The sequence below is a fragment of the Streptomyces sp. NPDC033177 genome (genome assembly GCF_055577715.1).
This window is the reverse complement of sequence record NZ_JBVIPS010000007.1, coordinates 196,733-212,677: the sequence shown is the minus strand read 5'-3', so window position 1 is coordinate 212,677 and position 15,945 is coordinate 196,733. Positions and strand designations below refer to the sequence as shown.

The window sequence follows — 15,945 nt, the reverse complement described above, 5'->3', positions numbered from 1 at the left end:
GTTCATTATCCTCTCTTCCGTGGGGTCGGTAGGACTCTCCCCCCCCCCGCTTTCCTTGCTGGTTGGGGAAACGGGGGGGGGGTGGGCCTTCTCCCCTCCCCCCCCCCCCCCCCCCCCCGCCACCCCGACCCCGGCCGGCGAAGTCCTCACGTACATCAAGCAGAACCTCGCGAAGAAGAAGGGACTCGACCTCCAGATCACGGAGTTCACGGACTACGTCACGCCGAACACCGCGCTCCAGGAAGGGTCCCTCGACGCCAACCTCTACCAGCACACCCCGTACTTGGAGGACTTCAACAAGTCCAAGAAGACGGAGCTCACGCCGGTGACCGAGGTCTACCTGCCGCCGATGGGGGTGTACGCGAAGAAGGCGAAGGACGTCACCGAGCTGCCCGCCGGTGCGACCGTCGCCGTCCCGAACGACACCACCAACGAAGGCAGGGCGCTCGAACTCCTCGCCTCCAAGGGCGTCATCGGGCTCAAGAAGGGGGCCGGCGCGAACGCGACCCCCGAGGACATCACGTCCAACCCGAAGAAGCTCACCATCAAGCCGCTGGAACCCGCCCAGCTGCCCCGCTCCCTGGAAGACGTCGAAGCCGCGGTCATCAACAACAACTACGCGCTCGACGCCGGACTCAGCCCCAAGAAGGACGCCATCCTTCTCGAGTCGCCCAAGGACAATCCGTACAACAACGTGCTCGCCGTCAAGAAGGGCGACGAGGACGACCCCAGGGTCGAGAAGCTGGCCGAACTGCTCACTTCACCCGAGGTGAAGCAGTTCATCAAGGACAAGTACAAGGGCTCCGTCCTGCCCGTCGAAACGAGCTGACGCACAGTCCGTTTCCGCCCCCACCACGGGGTCCACTCCTGATGAAGGAGCGGACCCCGTGGTGCGTTTGCGCGCCGACATGCTGCATGCTGGGCTCTTCAGCAGGCCCGAGGGTTCCAGGTTACGGAGCAGCGCATGACTACCTTCCCCGATATCTCCATCAGCACGGAGCGGTTGGTGCTGCGCCCGTTCGAGGAAGCCGACGTCTCCGCGTACGCGGAGATGATGAACGACGAGACGGTCACCGCCTGGACCTCCGTGCCCCAGCCCTACACCGAGGACGACGCCCGCGACTGGATCACCCGCCTCGCACCCGCCGAGCGCACCGAGGGTCGCGGCATCGCCCTCGCCGTCACGGAGTTCCTCACCCAGCGCCTGGTCGGCGTCGTCCAACTGCGCGACACCGACTGGCGCGTACGCTCCAGCGAACTCAATTACGTCGTCGCCCCCTGGGCCCGCGGCGAGGGCTACGCGTCGGAGGCGGCCCTCGCCACCGCCCAGTGGCTCTTCAACGACCAGCGCTTCGAGCGCATCGAGCTGCGCACCGCCGCCGACAACACCGCGGCCCAGCAGGTCGCGCAGAAGATCGGCTGCATCAGCGAGGGAGTCCTGCGGGGCGCCTGGATAGCGCGTACGCGGAACGGCGGGGACCCGTTCGGCGGCTGGATCGAGGTTCGCACCGACCTCATCGTGTGGAGCCTGCTCCCCGAGGATCTCGAAGGAGTCGGCGAGCAGCTCGCCGACAGCGGGTTCACGGCTTTCTCCGACTGGAACTGACCCCACAAGCACCTCAGGGCCCCACCGGGTACGCTCGCCCCTGGCCGCACGCGGTTGCCCCCTACACGCGACACCCGGCCTCTCAGACAATCCGCGAGAAACCAGGAGACACACGACGATGGCCGACCGCGTCACGGTGATCGGCTGGGACGGTTCGCCGCTGACCGCCGCGGCGCGCTCTGCGCTCGGCGCCGCCACACTCGTCGCGGGCGCCGCCCACCACCTGACGCTCGCCGAAGTGCCGCCGACCGCGGAACGGATCCGCCTGGGCAGCGTGAGCCTGGCCGCCCGCCGCATCGCCGCCCACCGCGGCACTGCCGTGGTCCTCGCCGACGGCGACCCCGGGTTCTTCGGCGTCGTCCGCACGCTGCGCGCCCCCGAATTCGGCCTCGAAGTCGAAGTGGTGCCCGCCGTCTCCTCCGTCGCCCAGGCCTTCGCCCGCGCCGGGATGCCCTGGGACGACGCCGAGGTCGTGGTCGCCCACCCCCGCACGCTGCGCCGCGCGGTGAACCTCTGCCGCGCGCACACCAAGGTCGCCGTCCTCACCTCGCCGGGCGCGGGCCCGGCCGAGCTCGGCCTGCTCCTCCAGGGCGTGCACCGCACCTTCGTGATCTGCGAGGAGCTCGGCACCGAGCGCGAACAGGTCACCGTCCTGACCTCGGACAAGGCCGCCGACCACACCTGGCGCGACCCGAACGTCGTCATCGTCGTCGGCGGCCCGGCCGCTGCCTCCGACACCGGCTGGATCGCGGGCCGCGACCCGGGGACCCCGCGCGGCTGGGCGCTGCCCGCCCCTGCCTACGGCGGCGACGCCCAGCTCGGCGAGGGCGAGAGCGACCGGCTGCGGGCCGTCCAACTCGCCCGCATCGGGCCGCGCGTGGGCGACCTGGTCTGGGACATCGGCTGCGGCAGCGGCGCCTTCGCCGTGGAGGCGGCACGTTTCGGTGCCGCCGTCATCGCCGTCGACGCCGACCCCGACGCCTGCGCCCGCACCATGGCGGTCGCCCGCCACTTCGGCGTACAGCCGCAGATCCTGCACGGCACCGCGCCACACGTACTCGAAGACCTGCCCGAGCCCGATGTCGTACGGATCGGGGGCGGGGGAGCCGAGGTGGTCTCCGCCGTCGCCGACCGCCGCCCGGCGCGGATCGTGACGCACGCGTCGACCCGTGACGCCGCCGAACTCATCGGCAGGGGCCTGACGGAGCACGGCTACACCGTCGAATGCGCGCTGCTCCAGTCCGTCGAACTCGACACGCGCGCGTGGACGGAGCGAGAGCGGACCGTCGTCTTCGCGCTCTCCGGACAGTTGCCCGATCGCGCCCCGTGACCCTGCTTCCGCACGGTGCGGGGTAGGCTGGCCGATCGTTGTACCGCACCGAGTGTCCGGCAAATAGTTGGTCAATGTCCGGAAAGCTCGCCCGTTTTGGGGGGTGTGTGGTACGGCAGGACCGGAGGGCGCGCAACGTGGCGCAGCCCACAGCGGGCCGTTGCGGATCAAGGCGCCGCGGTGGCAGCCCGACCGGGACAATGCCTGTTGTCCGTACGCGGTTCGTGCCGCGTGGCGCGCACGCTCGTTGAGATTGACGGGCGGTTGGTGCGCCGCTCCGGGCAATGGGGCTTCCCCGGCCGACGGCTGAGGGGCGGTCGAAGAAGCACTAACCGATGGGCGAGGGGTTACGCATGACCGACACCGGCCAGGTCCCGGGCGAGGGACTGCCGGAGAACGCAGGCATGGTGGAGCAGCCGGGCGTCCCCGCCCCGGGCGCGTACACCTACCTCGACCCCTCCGATAGTCCCGCCGAGAGCGTCGCCCCCGCAGACGATGACGACCTGCTGTTGATGCCGGGCGCCCAGGGCGCCTGGAGCGAGCCACAGCCGGCAGTCGGTCAGCAGGGCATGGGGCAGCCTGGGGGAGACCCACAGGCGAACCAGTACGCCGCCGATCAGTCCGCCGGCGGCCAGCACTCGGCCGGTCAGGCACCGGGAGAGCAGCCAATGGGCGAGGCGTCGACGGGCGGCCTGCAGATGGGCGGCCTCCCGCATGGCGGCCAGCACGCGGCGGCCCCGCAGTCGTTCGCCGAGGAGCCGGCCGGGCAGCCGCAGGCCACGCACCAGCCGGGCCCGCACGAGACGGCCGGCCGTGACAGCGGCTCGGTCGACCTGAACGGCGTCCAGTTGCCCGGTGCTTCCGCTCCCGCCCCCGCGTCGCACCCCGGCCCCTCCCGCCGCCCGCTCCACCGGGGGCCTTCGGGTCCCGCCGTGCCCGACGGCTCGGGCAGCCCCGTGCGCTCCCTCGCCGACCGCGGCCCGGCCGGTGCGCCGCAGCACGCCGCGCCCGTACGGCACGCGGGGCCACCCACCGTGGGCCCCGAGTACCTCGACATCCCGCGTGACGACGAAGGCATGCCCAGAGGGACGCGGCTCGGCGAGAACGTGCCGCAGGGCGCGACGCCGTGGACGCCGCAGCCCCAGCCGCAGCACTCCCAGCCTTCGCAGCCGTCGGAGCACGCGCAGGCCGCGCAGTCGCCTCAGCCCTCGCAGCACGCGCAGCCCGTCGCACCAGCAGAAACGGTCGTCCCGGACGTCACTCCCGTCACAGGGGAAACACACGACGCGCAGGACGCATGGGACATACAGAACACGCCTGACGCCCAGGGCACGCTGGACGCACCGGCACCCGCGCCCGAGGCCCCCCAGCCCGCGGTGACCGACCCCGCGGTTCCGGCCGCCGAGACGCCCGCGGCCACCTTCCCGCAGGCCGCGGAGGCCGCCGACCCCGCGATCGCGCAAGGAACCGAGGCCGACGCTCACTTCGCGCACGCCGCCGCCGAAGCAGGGCAGCCCGCGTTCGCCGCGAACGCCGAGCAGCCGTCCGCCGCCCAGCCGTTCGCCGGGGACCCGGCCGCGTCCGCCCCGGAAGCCGGCCAGGAGCCCGCGCTCGCGCAGGGCTCCGGCCAGCCGCAGTTCGCCATGGCGGGCGCGCAGCCCTGGTCGGACGCGCCGCTCGCCGGCGCGGGACCCGCGGCCCATGGCCCGCACGTCCACCAGGCTCAGCAGCCCCAGCAGTACGCCGACATCCCCGTGGCGCAGGCGCCGCAGGGCGACGGGCTTGCGGGTGGCCCGAACCAGCACTTCGCGGACCCCCAGGCCCCCGCGCCCCTCGGCCAGTTCGTGCCGGTCGAGGGCTCGGTGCCGACCACGCCTCACCTGGCGCCGACGCTTCCGCACGCCCTGTCCGTACCCCCCGAGCACGTCGAGGCCCCGCAGCCCGTCGCCCCCGAGGCGCAGCCGGAGCCCGCAGAGGCAGCGGCAGTTCCGCCGGTGGTCGACACCCCGGAGCCGCCGGCCGCCGTGGAGGCCCCCGAAGCCCTCGTGGCCCAGGAGCCGTCGGCGCCCGTCGATGCGGAGGCGCTCGTCGAAGCAGCCGAGTCCGCCGAAGCCGTCGAGCCCGTCGGCGCCGCTGGTGCTCCCGAAACCGCCGAGGCCCCCGAGCCCGTGGCCCCGCAGCCCGTGGCCGCCGTGCCCGCACCGCGTGACGGAGGAGAGCCCGCGGTGGCTCCGGCCCCGGACGTGGTGGCTCCGGCCCCGGACGTGGTGGCTCCGGCCCCGGACGTGGTGGCTCCGGCCCCGGACGTGGCGGAGGAACCCGTGGCCGTGGCGCCCGAACCCGCGGAGGCGGCAGCCGAAGCCGTGCCCCTGGCCGTGGTCGAGGCACCCGCCGAAGCGGAGGAAGTGGCCGCGGCCGAAGCCCCCGAGCCGTTGCTCATCGTCGAGGCCGGGCCCGCCGAAGCGACCGAAGCCGCCGCCCAGGTGGCAGCCGAGGACGCGGACGCCCCCGCCGAGCCCGTACAGGAGCCGGAGCCGGCCCAGCAGCCGCCCGCCGCCCCCGGCTACGACGACGCCGAGCGCGAGGCCGTCCTGCGCGTGATGCGCGAACGCCGCGACATCCGCAACGGCTTCCGCAGCGACGCCATCCCGCACGAGGTACTGCTCCGCGTCCTGGAGGCGGCCCACACGGCGCCCTCCGTGGGCCACTCCCAGCCCTGGGACTTCGTCGTCATCCGCTCGGCGGAGACCCGCCGCACGATGCACGAGCTGGCCATGCGCCAGAAGGACGCGTACGCGAAGTCGCTGCCCAAGGGCCGCGCCAAGCAGTTCAAGGAACTGAAGATCGAGGCGATCCTCGACACCCCGGTGAACATCGTCGTCACCGCCGACCCGACCCGCGGCGGCCGCCACACCCTCGGCCGGCACACCCAGCCGCAGATGGCTCCGTACTCCTCGGCCCTCGCCGTCGAGAACCTCTGGCTCGCGGCGCGCGCCGAGGGCCTCGGCGTCGGCTGGGTCAGCTTCTTCGACGAACGCGAGATGGTCAGGACCCTCGGCCTGCCCGAGCACCTCGAAGTGGTGGCCTATCTCTGTGTCGGATACGTCGACGAGTTCCCGGAGGAGCCCGAGCTGATGCAGGCAGGCTGGTCCAAGCGCCGCCCGCTCTCGTGGGTCGTGCACGAGGAGACGTACGGCCGCCGCGCGCTGCCCGGGGAGGAGCCGAGCGACCTGCTCGCGGAGACCGTCTCCAACATCCGCCCGCTGGACGCGAAGGCGCTCGGCGAGGCGTGGGAGCGGCAGAAGCGCATGACGAAGCCGCCGGGCGCGCTCGGCATGCTGGAGATCATCTCCGCCCAGCTCTCGGGCCTGTCCCGGCAGTGCCCGCCGCCGATCCCGGAGCCCGCGGCCGTCGCGATCTTCGCGGGCGACCACGGTGTGCACGCCCAGGGCGTCACCGCCTGGCCCCAGGAGGTGACCGCGCAGATGGTCGCCAACTTCCTCGGCGGCGGCGCGGTCTGCAACGCCTTCGCCAACCAGGTGGGCGCCGAGGTCTGCGTCATCGACGTGGGTGTGGCCAGTGAACTCCCGGCCACCCCCGGCCTGTTGCCCCGCAAGATCCGCGCGGGCACGGCCGACATGACGACAGGACCCGCGCTGAGCCGCGAGGAGGTCAAGGCGGCCGTCGAGGTGGGCATCGAGACCGCCCGCGACCTGGTGGCGGCGGGCAACAAGGCCCTGCTCACCGGCGAGATGGGCATCGCGAACACCACGGCGTCCGCGGCCCTCATCTCCGTCTACACGGACACCGACCCGGGCGAGGTGACCGGCCGCGGCACCGGCATCAACGACGAGATGCACGGCCGCAAGGTCGACGTCGTGCGCCGCGCCCTCGAACTGCACCAGCCGGACCCGGCCGACCCCATCGGCGTCCTCGCCGCGATCGGCGGCCTGGAGCACGCCGCGATGGTCGGCCTCCTCCTGGGCGGCGCCTCCCTCCGTACGCCGGTGATCCTGGACGGCGTGAGCGCCGGCGCGGCGGCCCTGGTCGCCCGTGCCATCGCCCCCGAGGTCCTCGCGGCCTGCATCGCGGGCCACCGCAGCGCGGAACCGGGCCACGTGGCGGCCCTGAACAAGCTGGGCCTGCGCCCCTTGGTCGACCTCGACCTGCGCCTGGGCGAGGGCACTGGCGCCCTCCTGGCCCTCCCCGTGGTGCAGAGCGCGGCGCGCGCGATGCACGAGGTGGCCACGTTCGACTCGGCAGGGGTCACCGAAAAGTAGCCGCTCCGTTTGTGGGCAGGCGTTCCGCAGGGCGGAACGGGTGGGCACAAACGGCCCACGGCCCGCAGACGAACAGGGGTCCGGGGCGAAGCCCCGGTTTCGGGAAGGGGCGGGCTGGGGGAGAGAACCCCACCCCGCCCCAGCCATACTGAACGCGCACGTCACAGCATCAACGCAGCCGCCCCACCGTCGTAGCGGCACCCGCAAAGCCCCGCGCCCCGCACGAGGAGCCTCCCGCCATGGCCGAAAGCCCCGCCTACCCCGTAGGCCTCCGCCTCACCGCCCGCCGCACGGTCGTGCTCGGCGGCGGCCAGGTGGCCCAGCGCCGCCTGCCCGCCCTGATCGCGGCGGGCGCCGACATCCTCCTCGTGTCGCCGACGGCGACCCCCTCCGTGGAGGCGATGGCGGACGCGGGGGAGATCGCCTGGGAGCGCCGGCGCTACGAGGCCGGTGACCTCAAGGACGCCTGGTACGCCCTCATCGCCACCAGCGACTCCGAGGCCAACACGGCGGCCTCCGCGGAAGCCGAGGCCCAGCGTGTCTGGTGCGTCCGCTCGGACGACGCCGACGCCGCCACCGCCCTGACCCCGGCGACCGGCCGTTCCGAGGGCGTCACGGTCGCCGTCCTCACCACGGACATCCACGGCCGCGACCCGCGCCGCACCGCGGCGATCCGCGACGCGGTCGTCGAGGGCCTGCGCGACGGCACCCTCGTGGCGCCCCACCACCGCACCCGTACTCCCGGCGTGTCCCTGGTCGGCGGCGGTCCCGGCGATCCGGACCTCATCACGGTCCGTGGCCGGCGCCTCCTCGCCGAGGCGGACGTGGTCATCGCCGACCGGCTCGGCCCCCGCGACCTGCTCGACGAACTGCCGCCGCACGTCGAGGTGATCGACGCCGCGAAGATTCCGTACGGCCGTTTCATGGCCCAGGAGGCCATCAACAACGCCCTCATTGAGCACGCCAAGCAGGGCAAGTCGGTCGTCCGTCTCAAGGGCGGTGACCCCTTCGTCTTCGGGCGCGGCATGGAGGAGGCCCAGGCGCTGGCGGAAGCGGGCATTCCGTGCACGGTGGTGCCCGGCATCTCCAGCTCGATCTCCGTGCCCGGCGCCGCGGGCATCCCCGTCACGCACCGCGGGGTCGCCCACGAGTTCACGGTGGTCAGCGGACACGTGGCCCCGGACGACGAGCGCTCCCTGGTCGACTGGCCGGCCCTCGCCAAGCTGCGCGGCACCCTCGTGATCCTGATGGGCGTGGACAAGATCGGCAAGATCGCGGCGACGCTGACCGCGCACGGCCGGTCGCCCGAGACCCCCGTCGCCCTGATCCAGGAGGGCACCACCGCGGCCCAGCGCCGCGTCGACGCCACGCTCGCGACCGTCGCCGCCGAGGTCACCGCCCACGAGGTGAAGCCCCCGGCCGTCATCGTCATCGGCGACGTGGTGACCGTGGGGCCGGGCAGCCCCGCCTGACCGCCCAGAGCATCCACGTAACCACCGGTAACCCAACCCGCTCCAAGGCGTTGGCACCACACCCAGGACAAGGCAGTATCACCCTGTGGCTGATCTCATCACCGTTGACGACCCCACCGACCCGCGCCTGCGCGACTACACGGGCCTGACCGACGTCGAACTGCGCCGCAGGCGCGAGCCCGCCGAGGGCCTCTTCATCGCCGAGGGCGAGAAGGTGATCAGACGCGCCAAGCAGGCGGGCTACGAGATGCGCTCGATGCTGCTCTCCGCCAAGTGGGTCGACGTCATGCGGGACGTCATCGACGAGGTCCCGGCCCCGGTGTACGCGGTCAACCCCGACCTGGCCGAGCAGGTCACCGGCTATCACGTGCACCGCGGCGCCCTCGCCTCGATGCAGCGCAAGCCGCTGCCGACCTCGGACGAACTCCTCACCAGGGCGCGCCGAGTCGTCGTCATGGAGTCGGTCAACGACCACACCAACATCGGGGCGATCTTCCGCAGCGCCGCCGCCCTCGGCATGGACGCGGTGCTGCTCTCGCCGGACTGCGCGGACCCGCTCTACCGCCGCTCGGTGAAGGTATCCATGGGCGCGGTCTTCTCCGTGCCCTACGCCCGCCTCGAATCCTGGCCCAAGGGCCTGGACGGCGTACGCGAGGCGGGCTTCAACCTCCTCGCGCTCACCCCGGACGAAAAGGCCAGGACCCTCGACGAGGCGGCGCCCCACCGCATGGACCGGGTCGCGCTGATGCTCGGCGCGGAGGGCGAGGGCCTCACCACGAAGGCCCTGATGGCGGCCGACGAATGGGTCCGCATCCCGATGGCCCACGGCGTCGACTCCCTGAACGTGGGAGCGGCGGCCGCGGTCGCCTTCTACGCCGTGGCGACGGGCCGCCCTCAGCTCTGAGAGCCCGGCCCCGGATCCTGCCGCTGGCTCTGCTGTACGTCGCGCACATCGTGCACGCCGCTGCCGCCGAGCCCGCGCGCGGGCCCCTGGCACCCCTGGGCCGCAGCGATCCCCAGGGCCACGAGCAGCGTCACGACCACGAAGACGAAGAGCCGCTGGCGCAGCAGCCGCGGGTTGGCGGGCCGCCGCGCGCCACCGGAGCGCGTCGTGTTCCGGGGCTGCCCGGGACGCGAGCCGGACCGCGAGGAACTGGACCCGCCCCGCGAGGGGCGCGGCCGAGAGGAGCCCGTCCGCGAGGAGCCCGTGCGCGACGAGCCGGTCCGCGAGGAACTCGGCCGTGACGAGCTGGGCCGCGGCGGGGGAGTGCCCTGCGACTGACGCCGCTGGGTGCGCTGGTCCGCGTACTCCTCGGCCATCCGACCCGTCGGCCGGTCCTGGTCCTGCCGGGGCGCGGGTGGCCGCGGGTCCGTCAGGCCCTGCGCCTCGCGGGCCGCGATCTCCTTGAGCCTGAGCGACAGTTGAAGCGTGCTGGGACGCTCCTCGGGGTCCTTGGCGAGACAGGCCCTGATCAGCGGGGCGAGCGCGTCAGGGACCCCGCCGAGCTGCGCCTCCTCATGGACGACGCGGTAGAGCATGACCTCTGAACTGCCGTGCCCGAAGGGTGAGTCCGCCATGCCCGCGTACGCGAGGGTGGCACCGAGCGCGAAGACGTCCGTCGCGGGGGTGACGGCGGCGCCGCGCACCTGCTCGGGCGCGAGGAACCCGGGCGACCCGACGGCGGTGCCCACGTGGGTGAGCGTCGAGGCGCCGGTGGCCCAGGCGATGCCGAAGTCGATGATCCGCGGCCCCTTCGGGGACAGCAAGATGTTCGACGGCTTCAGGTCGCGGTGCACCACACCGGCTTCATGTACGGCCACGAGACCCTCGGCGAGCGCCGAACCGACGACCGCCACGTCGGCCGCGGAGAGCGGCCCCTCGGCGGCGACCTTGTCGTGCAGGGAAGGCCCGGGGACGTACTGCGTGGCGAACCACGGCCGGTCGGCGTCGAGATCGGCGGCGACGAGCCGCGCGGTACAGCCGCCGCGGATGCGCCGGGCCGCGGAGACCTCGCGCGCGAAGCGCGACCGGAACTCCTCGTCCTCCGCCAGGTCGGGCCGGATCACCTTGAGGGCGACGCGCTGCCCCCGCCGGTCCGACCCCAGGTAGACGACCCCCATGCCGCCGGCGCCCAGCCGCCTGTGCAGTCTGAACGAGCCGACGACACGCGGGTCCTCGCGCCGGAGCCGCATCATCGCCATGTCCATCCCCGCTGCCCGGTCCGTTGTCGTGCCACAGCTTACGTTTCCGTGGCCGGGCAGGTGCAGAGGCCGCGCCCTCGCGGCCCGACCGATTGTCAGTGCCGGGTGGGAAACTTGAAGAGTGGTCAGGGCGCCGGGGGGAAGCGGCCGTTGTCAGGGTCGTCCACCCCAACCATCCATCGCTGAAGGGGGATTGATCCCGTGAAAGGTGATCGCGTGGAGATAGTCGTGGACGCCGGGGACACGACACGGACGTACGAGGTGGTGGCGAGCCGGGCGGGCCGCCGGGTGGAGACGGCGGTGCGCAGAGGGGTGGTCGAAGTGAGCGAAGTCACCCGTAGCGGTTCGGTCGTGCGGACGGCACGGTTCATGTCCACCCGTGTCCTGGCTCTGGTCGAGCAGCCCGTCCCCCGGGAGGACACATCCGAGCAGGCCGCCCGCCCCCTCCGGGAAGACCCTGAGACCTAGGACCCCGTCTCCACCCATGGGAGTACATGACCGACGATCGGTCATCCTCCGGGAGGCCCGCCAATCGGTACGAGGGCATGACGACCCACGCCCTCGGCGCACCTAGATTTGAGGTCAAGCGGCGGGTGCAGCACTCGTCCCCCGAGGTCAGACACCCGCCGCTGCCAAATGCATACAGACTCGGTCAGGAGAGGAACCATGGCGGACACGGCACCGCGGGCAATGATCCGCACGCAAGGACGTAAGGCCTTCGCCACGTTCGGCGTCCGCCCGTCCGGCACGCGCCACCCTTTGGTGGCCACGGCCATGGTTCTTCCTCTGGCGGCCCTGCTGGTGGTCGTCTTCGGCGGCTGGGAAGCAGTGGTCACACAGGCGTCGTCCGTGGGCGTGATGCTGGGGCGCTGAGCGGCGCCCCGGGCCCGGATGAGCGGTCCGGGCGGGGACATCCGGCCAGGAAACCCCGTGGGGACGGGGGTGCGGCGGACGGCACGAGAAATGCCCGCGCAGCTGGGGAGCTGCGCGGGCACTTCTTTGTGCGGGGCTCCGCCGGTGTCCTCGAGCACCCTCGATCACCGGCTGCGCCGAGCTCGTCCTCAAACGCCGGACGGGCTGGAAGCTTGCGTACGCTCACGGGGAGCACCGATCGACGCACCCCGGGGGACCCGTGACCGCCACAGCCACCGCCTTGCTGCCCGCGCTGACCGCCAAGGTCCGCGCCGCGGCCCACCGCACCCCGCGGCCCTGCGCCTGCGCCCCCGAATCCGTCCTGGCGGACCGGGACGACGCCACCGTCGTCCGGCACGGCGGCACCGTCGCCAAGGCGCACGCCCCCGGCACGGACCCCGCCGATCTCGCGGCCCGCCTGAAGGTCGCCGCCGCCCTGAGCGGCACCCTCCTCCCTCCGCTCGCCGAGACGGCGGTCCCGCTCCACGGCCGCCTCGTCACCCTCTGGGAGGCCGGCACCCCGGTGGACCGCGACGACCCCGACGCCGCCCCCTGGGAAGCCGCAGCCACCCTCCTCGCCCGGCTGCACGCCACACCCCCGGCCGAACTCCCGCACCCGCTCCCGGACATGCGCGGCCCCGCGAAGGCCGCCCGGGCGATGGCACGGATGCGGGCTGCGGGACCGCACCCGGCGGCGGCCCCCGTGGAGCGCGCCTGGGCCACGCTCCCCGCCTGGGCACGCGCCGAGGCCCCCGCGCCGCTCCCCAAGCTCCTGTGCCACGGCGACCTGCACCTGGGCCAGCTGGTCCGCACGGCCGAGGGGCGGCGCTGGCTGCTCATCGACGTCGACGACCTCGGCCTCGGTGACCCGGCCTGGGACCTGGCCCGCCCCGCGGCCTGGTACGCCTGCGGCCTCCTCCCCGCGGAGGAGTGGACCCGCTTCCTCACCGCCTACCGCGCGGCACACGGCCCGGCGGTCCCGGCCGACGGCACGGACCTCTGGCCCGCCCTCGACGTACCGGCCCGCGCCCTCACCGCGCAGACCGCCGCCCTGGCCGTCGCCAAGTCCGTCAAGGAGAACCGGTCCCTGGACGAGATCGAGCAGGCGGTGGTCGACGCCTGTGATCGAATGGCCGCCGTCCCGCCGGAGTTGGCCCCCACCACCACGAAGTAGGGTGCAACGCACCGAAGCCGGGCAGAGTTCCGGCGAAGCAGTCACGACCGGCGAGGAGTTGAGCCGACCATGCAGTGTCCCAAGTGCCACGCACCGATGCACACGTACAACCGCAATGGCGTCCAGATCGAGCAGTGCAGCGGTTGCCGCGGGATATTCCTCGACTACGGCGAGCTCGAGGCCCTGAGCCGGGTCGAGTCCCAGTGGGGCGGCCAGCAGGCCCCGCCACCGCCGCCCGGCCCGCAGGGCTACCCGGCCGCTCCCGCCCCGGCGTGGGGCGCTCCGCAGCACGGCGGCCACCACGGCGGTCACGGCGGGCACTACGGCCACAACAAGCGCCACAGGAGCTTCGGGCACATGCTCTTCTCCTCCTGATCGGAGGGCCTCCTGACAGGAGGGAACGACGAAGCCCCCGGCCGTGGGAACGGCCGGGGGCTTCGTATGGATGGTGCGCGATACTGGGATTGAACCAGTGACCTCTTCCGTGTCAGGGAAGCGCTCTCCCGCTGAGCTAATCGCGCGGGTCAACCTGCGTGTACTGCGTAGTGCGTGCGCGATACTGGGATTGAACCAGTGACCTCTTCCGTGTCAGGGAAGCGCTCTCCCGCTGAGCTAATCGCGCGGGGATCCTTGCGGACCGGATCTTCGGTTGTTCTGCGTGCGCGATACTGGGATTGAACCAGTGACCTCTTCCGTGTCAGGGAAGCGCTCTCCCGCTGAGCTAATCGCGCTTGGAGGTGGAGACGGGATTTGAACCCGTGTAGACGGCTTTGCAGGCCGTTGCCTCGCCTCTCGGCCACTCCACCAGGAGTGCGGGGGTTCGGGAAGATCCCCCACTTCCTGCGAGCGGACGACCAGGTTCGAACTGGCGACCTCAACCTTGGCAAGGTTGCGCTCTACCAACTGAGCTACGTCCGCTTGTCTTTCCCGGCCCGCTTGCGCGTCCCGGCGACGTGTTGAACTCTAGCGGATTCCTGGGCCAGTACAAAAACGCGTTTGCGCAGCGTGCTGCGCTGTCACCGGCCCGGGGCGCGACCAGGACGCCGGTCATAGACTCGCAGACGTGCACAGCGCCCCTCAGATGTCCTCCCGGCCGCCCTCCGGGGCGCCCCTGCCCATGGCACGCTTCGGCGGCCTGCTCGCGACCGGCCTCAGGGACGTGACCAGCGATCCCTCGGCGCTGGAGTCCCACGGCTTCTGGGCCGTCGCCGCCGACTTCGAGGGCGGCCTCGTCTGCGCCCGCTTCGACGACGTACGGGCGGAGCCGGTGCCCGCGCCCGTGCCCGGCGCGTGGCTTGGGCCCGCCGCCGGTGACTGGACGTCGTCGCTCGACCGCGCCGCGTATGTGGACGGCGTGCGGCGTGTGCGGGAACACATCGCGGCCGGGGACGTCTATCAGGCGAATCTCTGCCGCGTGCTGTCCGCGCCGGTCGCGAAGGACGCGGATGTGGACGCCCTGACGGCGCTCCTCGCCCGCGGTAACCCCGCTCCGTACGCCGGAACGATCCGGCTGCCCGGACACGGCGTCGAGATAGCCACGGCCTCGCCCGAGCTGTTCCTGCGCCGCGCGGGACGCGTCGTGGAATCGGGGCCGATCAAGGGCACGGGCCGGACCGAGGCCGATCTCCTGGAGAAGGACTACGCCGAGAACGTCATGATCGTGGACCTCGTCCGCAACGACCTCGGGCGGATCTGCGTGACCGGCTCCGTGACCGTGCCCGACCTGTGCGTGGTCGAGAAGCATCCGGGTCTCGTCCATCTCGTCTCCACCGTCCGGGGCGAGCTGCGCCCCGAGGCCGGCTGGCCCGAGCTCTTCGCCGCCGCTTTCCCGCCCGGTTCCGTCACCGGCGCCCCCAAGTCCAGCGCCCTGCGCATCATCGACGCCCTGGAGACCGCGCCCCGCGGCCCGTACTGCGGCGGCATCGGCTGGGTCGACGCCGACCGGGGCACCGGGGAACTGGCCGTCGGCATCCGCACCTTCTGGATCGACCGCGCCCAGGGCGTGCTGCGGTTCGGCACCGGCGCCGGAATCACCTGGGGCTCGGATCCCGAGGGGGAGTGGCGGGAGACCGAACTGAAGGCGGAACGGCTGCTGGCGGTAGCGTCGGGAGCGTACGAAGTGAGTGGAGGGACCCCTTGGTGAAGATCTGGCTCAATGGCGGACTGCAGGACCTGGAGACGGCCCGTGTCTCCGTGCTCGACCACGGGCTGACCGTCGGCGACGGCATCTTCGAGACGGTGAAGTCGGTCGAGGGACGGCTCTTCGCGCTGACCCGGCACCTGGACCGGCTGGCCCGTTCGGCCCGTGGTCTCGGCCTGCCCGAGCCGGACCTCGACGAGGTGCGCGCGGCCTGCGCCGCCGTTCTCGACGCCAACCCGATGCCGCTGGGGCGGCTGCGCATCACGTACACCGGAGGTCTCTCGCCGCTCGGCTCGGACCGCGGCGACCAGGGGCAGACGCTCGTCGTCGCCCTCGGGGAGGCGCCAAGGCGCCCCGACACGACCGCCGTGATCACGGTGCCGTGGACCCGCAACGAACGTGGCGCCCTGACCGGCCTGAAGACCACCTCGTACGCCGAGAACGTCGTCGCCCTCGCGCGCGCCCACGAACAGGGCGCTTCGGAGGCGCTGTTCGCGAACACGGTGGGGCAGCTGTGCGAAGGCACGGGATCGAACGTCTTCGTCGTGATCGACGGCGAGATCCATACGCCGCCGGTCGCCTCCGGGTGCCTGGCGGGCATCACACGCGCGTTGGCCGTCGACTGGACGGGCGCGCGCGAGACCGACCTGCCGTTCGACGTACTGGACCGCGCCGACGAGGTGTTCCTGACCTCGACGCTCCGTGACGTCCAGGCCGTCCACCGGGTCGACGGGCGCGAACTGCCCGGCGCTCCGGGACCGGTGACCGCCAAGGCGATGCGGGTCTTCGCCGAGCGCGCGGCGGACGACCTCGATCCGTGACCGGCCGG

At 72.7% G+C, this 15,945-nt stretch carries 13 protein-coding genes and 5 tRNA genes; 12 read left to right on the top strand and 6 right to left on the bottom strand.

Annotated elements, in window-relative coordinates; genetic code table 11:
* Positions 1-58: 58 nt before the first annotated feature.
* The 6 genes from ACZ5U5_RS24725 (at position 59) to ACZ5U5_RS24700 (ending at position 9,592) form a co-directional block, all read left to right on the top strand.
* On the top strand, positions 59-829 hold the full coding sequence (locus tag ACZ5U5_RS24725) for a MetQ/NlpA family ABC transporter substrate-binding protein (protein ID WP_469026107.1): 771 nt from the start codon (positions 59-61) through the stop codon (positions 827-829).
* Positions 830-964: 135 nt separating this feature from the next.
* Positions 965-1,606 (top strand): GNAT family N-acetyltransferase, encoded by a 642-nt coding sequence (locus ACZ5U5_RS24720; protein ID WP_469025415.1) that lies wholly within the window; start codon positions 965-967, stop codon positions 1,604-1,606.
* A gap of 118 nt (positions 1,607-1,724) precedes the next feature.
* Positions 1,725-2,936, top strand: coding sequence for a precorrin-6y C5,15-methyltransferase (decarboxylating) subunit CbiE (gene cbiE, locus ACZ5U5_RS24715; RefSeq protein WP_469025413.1), 1,212 nt, complete (start codon positions 1,725-1,727; stop codon positions 2,934-2,936).
* A 353-nt stretch (positions 2,937-3,289) separates the two neighbouring features.
* Positions 3,290-7,216, top strand: coding sequence for a nicotinate-nucleotide--dimethylbenzimidazole phosphoribosyltransferase (gene cobT, locus ACZ5U5_RS24710; RefSeq protein ID WP_469025410.1), 3,927 nt, complete (start codon positions 3,290-3,292; stop codon positions 7,214-7,216).
* A gap of 239 nt (positions 7,217-7,455) precedes the next feature.
* Positions 7,456-8,688 carry a uroporphyrinogen-III C-methyltransferase gene (gene cobA, locus ACZ5U5_RS24705; protein ID WP_469025408.1) on the top strand — a complete coding sequence of 411 codons (1,233 nt, stop codon included), beginning with the start codon at positions 7,456-7,458 and terminating at the stop codon, positions 8,686-8,688.
* An 85-nt stretch (positions 8,689-8,773) separates the two neighbouring features.
* Positions 8,774-9,592, top strand: a complete 819-nt coding sequence (locus ACZ5U5_RS24700; protein ID WP_469025406.1) for a TrmH family RNA methyltransferase — start codon at positions 8,774-8,776, stop codon at positions 9,590-9,592.
* On the opposite strand, the gene ACZ5U5_RS24695 is transcribed toward ACZ5U5_RS24700, so the two are convergent.
* Positions 9,583-10,896, bottom strand: a complete 1,314-nt coding sequence (locus ACZ5U5_RS24695; protein ID WP_469025403.1) for a serine/threonine-protein kinase — start codon at positions 10,894-10,896, stop codon at positions 9,583-9,585. The two genes, ACZ5U5_RS24700 and ACZ5U5_RS24695, sit on opposite strands and share 10 nt — an antisense overlap.
* 195 nt (positions 10,897-11,091) lie before the next feature.
* Between ACZ5U5_RS24695 and ACZ5U5_RS24690 the strand changes: the two genes are divergently transcribed.
* The 4 genes from ACZ5U5_RS24690 to ACZ5U5_RS24675 all read left to right on the top strand — a co-directional run bounded on the left by ACZ5U5_RS24690 (position 11,092) and on the right by ACZ5U5_RS24675 (position 13,351).
* Positions 11,092-11,358, top strand: a complete 267-nt coding sequence (locus ACZ5U5_RS24690; protein ID WP_365820979.1) for a hypothetical protein — start codon at positions 11,092-11,094, stop codon at positions 11,356-11,358.
* 198 nt (positions 11,359-11,556) lie between these two features.
* Positions 11,557-11,763 (top strand): hypothetical protein, encoded by a 207-nt coding sequence (locus ACZ5U5_RS24685; RefSeq protein WP_160503827.1) that lies wholly within the window; start codon positions 11,557-11,559, stop codon positions 11,761-11,763.
* Between the two features lie 259 nt (positions 11,764-12,022).
* A complete protein-coding gene (locus ACZ5U5_RS24680; RefSeq protein WP_469025399.1) occupies positions 12,023-12,976 on the top strand; it encodes an aminoglycoside phosphotransferase family protein in 954 nt (317 codons plus the stop codon).
* 69 nt (positions 12,977-13,045) lie between these two features.
* Complete coding sequence (locus ACZ5U5_RS24675) at positions 13,046-13,351, top strand: TFIIB-type zinc ribbon-containing protein (protein WP_469025397.1); 306 nt, start codon at positions 13,046-13,048, stop codon at positions 13,349-13,351.
* Positions 13,352-13,422: 71 nt separating this feature from the next.
* Here ACZ5U5_RS24675 and ACZ5U5_RS24670 read toward each other — a convergent pair.
* From ACZ5U5_RS24670 to ACZ5U5_RS24650, 5 genes are all read right to left on the bottom strand, one after another.
* A tRNA-Val gene (locus tag ACZ5U5_RS24670) sits at positions 13,423-13,497 on the bottom strand.
* 29 nt (positions 13,498-13,526) lie between these two features.
* Positions 13,527-13,598, bottom strand: a tRNA-Val gene (locus ACZ5U5_RS24665).
* A gap of 37 nt (positions 13,599-13,635) precedes the next feature.
* A tRNA-Val gene (locus ACZ5U5_RS24660) sits at positions 13,636-13,707 on the bottom strand.
* Position 13,708: 1 nt separating this feature from the next.
* A tRNA-Cys gene (locus ACZ5U5_RS24655) sits at positions 13,709-13,782 on the bottom strand.
* 39 nt (positions 13,783-13,821) lie between these two features.
* Positions 13,822-13,894: transfer RNA gene (locus ACZ5U5_RS24650), tRNA-Gly, on the bottom strand.
* 163 nt (positions 13,895-14,057) lie between these two features.
* Here ACZ5U5_RS24650 and ACZ5U5_RS24645 point away from each other — a divergent pair.
* Both ACZ5U5_RS24645 and ACZ5U5_RS24640 read left to right on the top strand, forming a co-directional pair.
* Positions 14,058-15,119: a chorismate-binding protein gene (locus tag ACZ5U5_RS24645; protein ID WP_469026105.1), complete on the top strand. Its 1,062-nt coding sequence runs from the start codon at positions 14,058-14,060 to the stop codon at positions 15,117-15,119.
* On the top strand, positions 15,116-15,937 hold the full coding sequence (locus tag ACZ5U5_RS24640) for an aminotransferase class IV (RefSeq protein WP_469025395.1): 822 nt from the start codon (positions 15,116-15,118) through the stop codon (positions 15,935-15,937). Before ACZ5U5_RS24645 ends, ACZ5U5_RS24640 begins: the two co-directional genes overlap by 4 nt.
* The last annotated feature ends 8 nt before the right edge of the window (positions 15,938-15,945 follow it).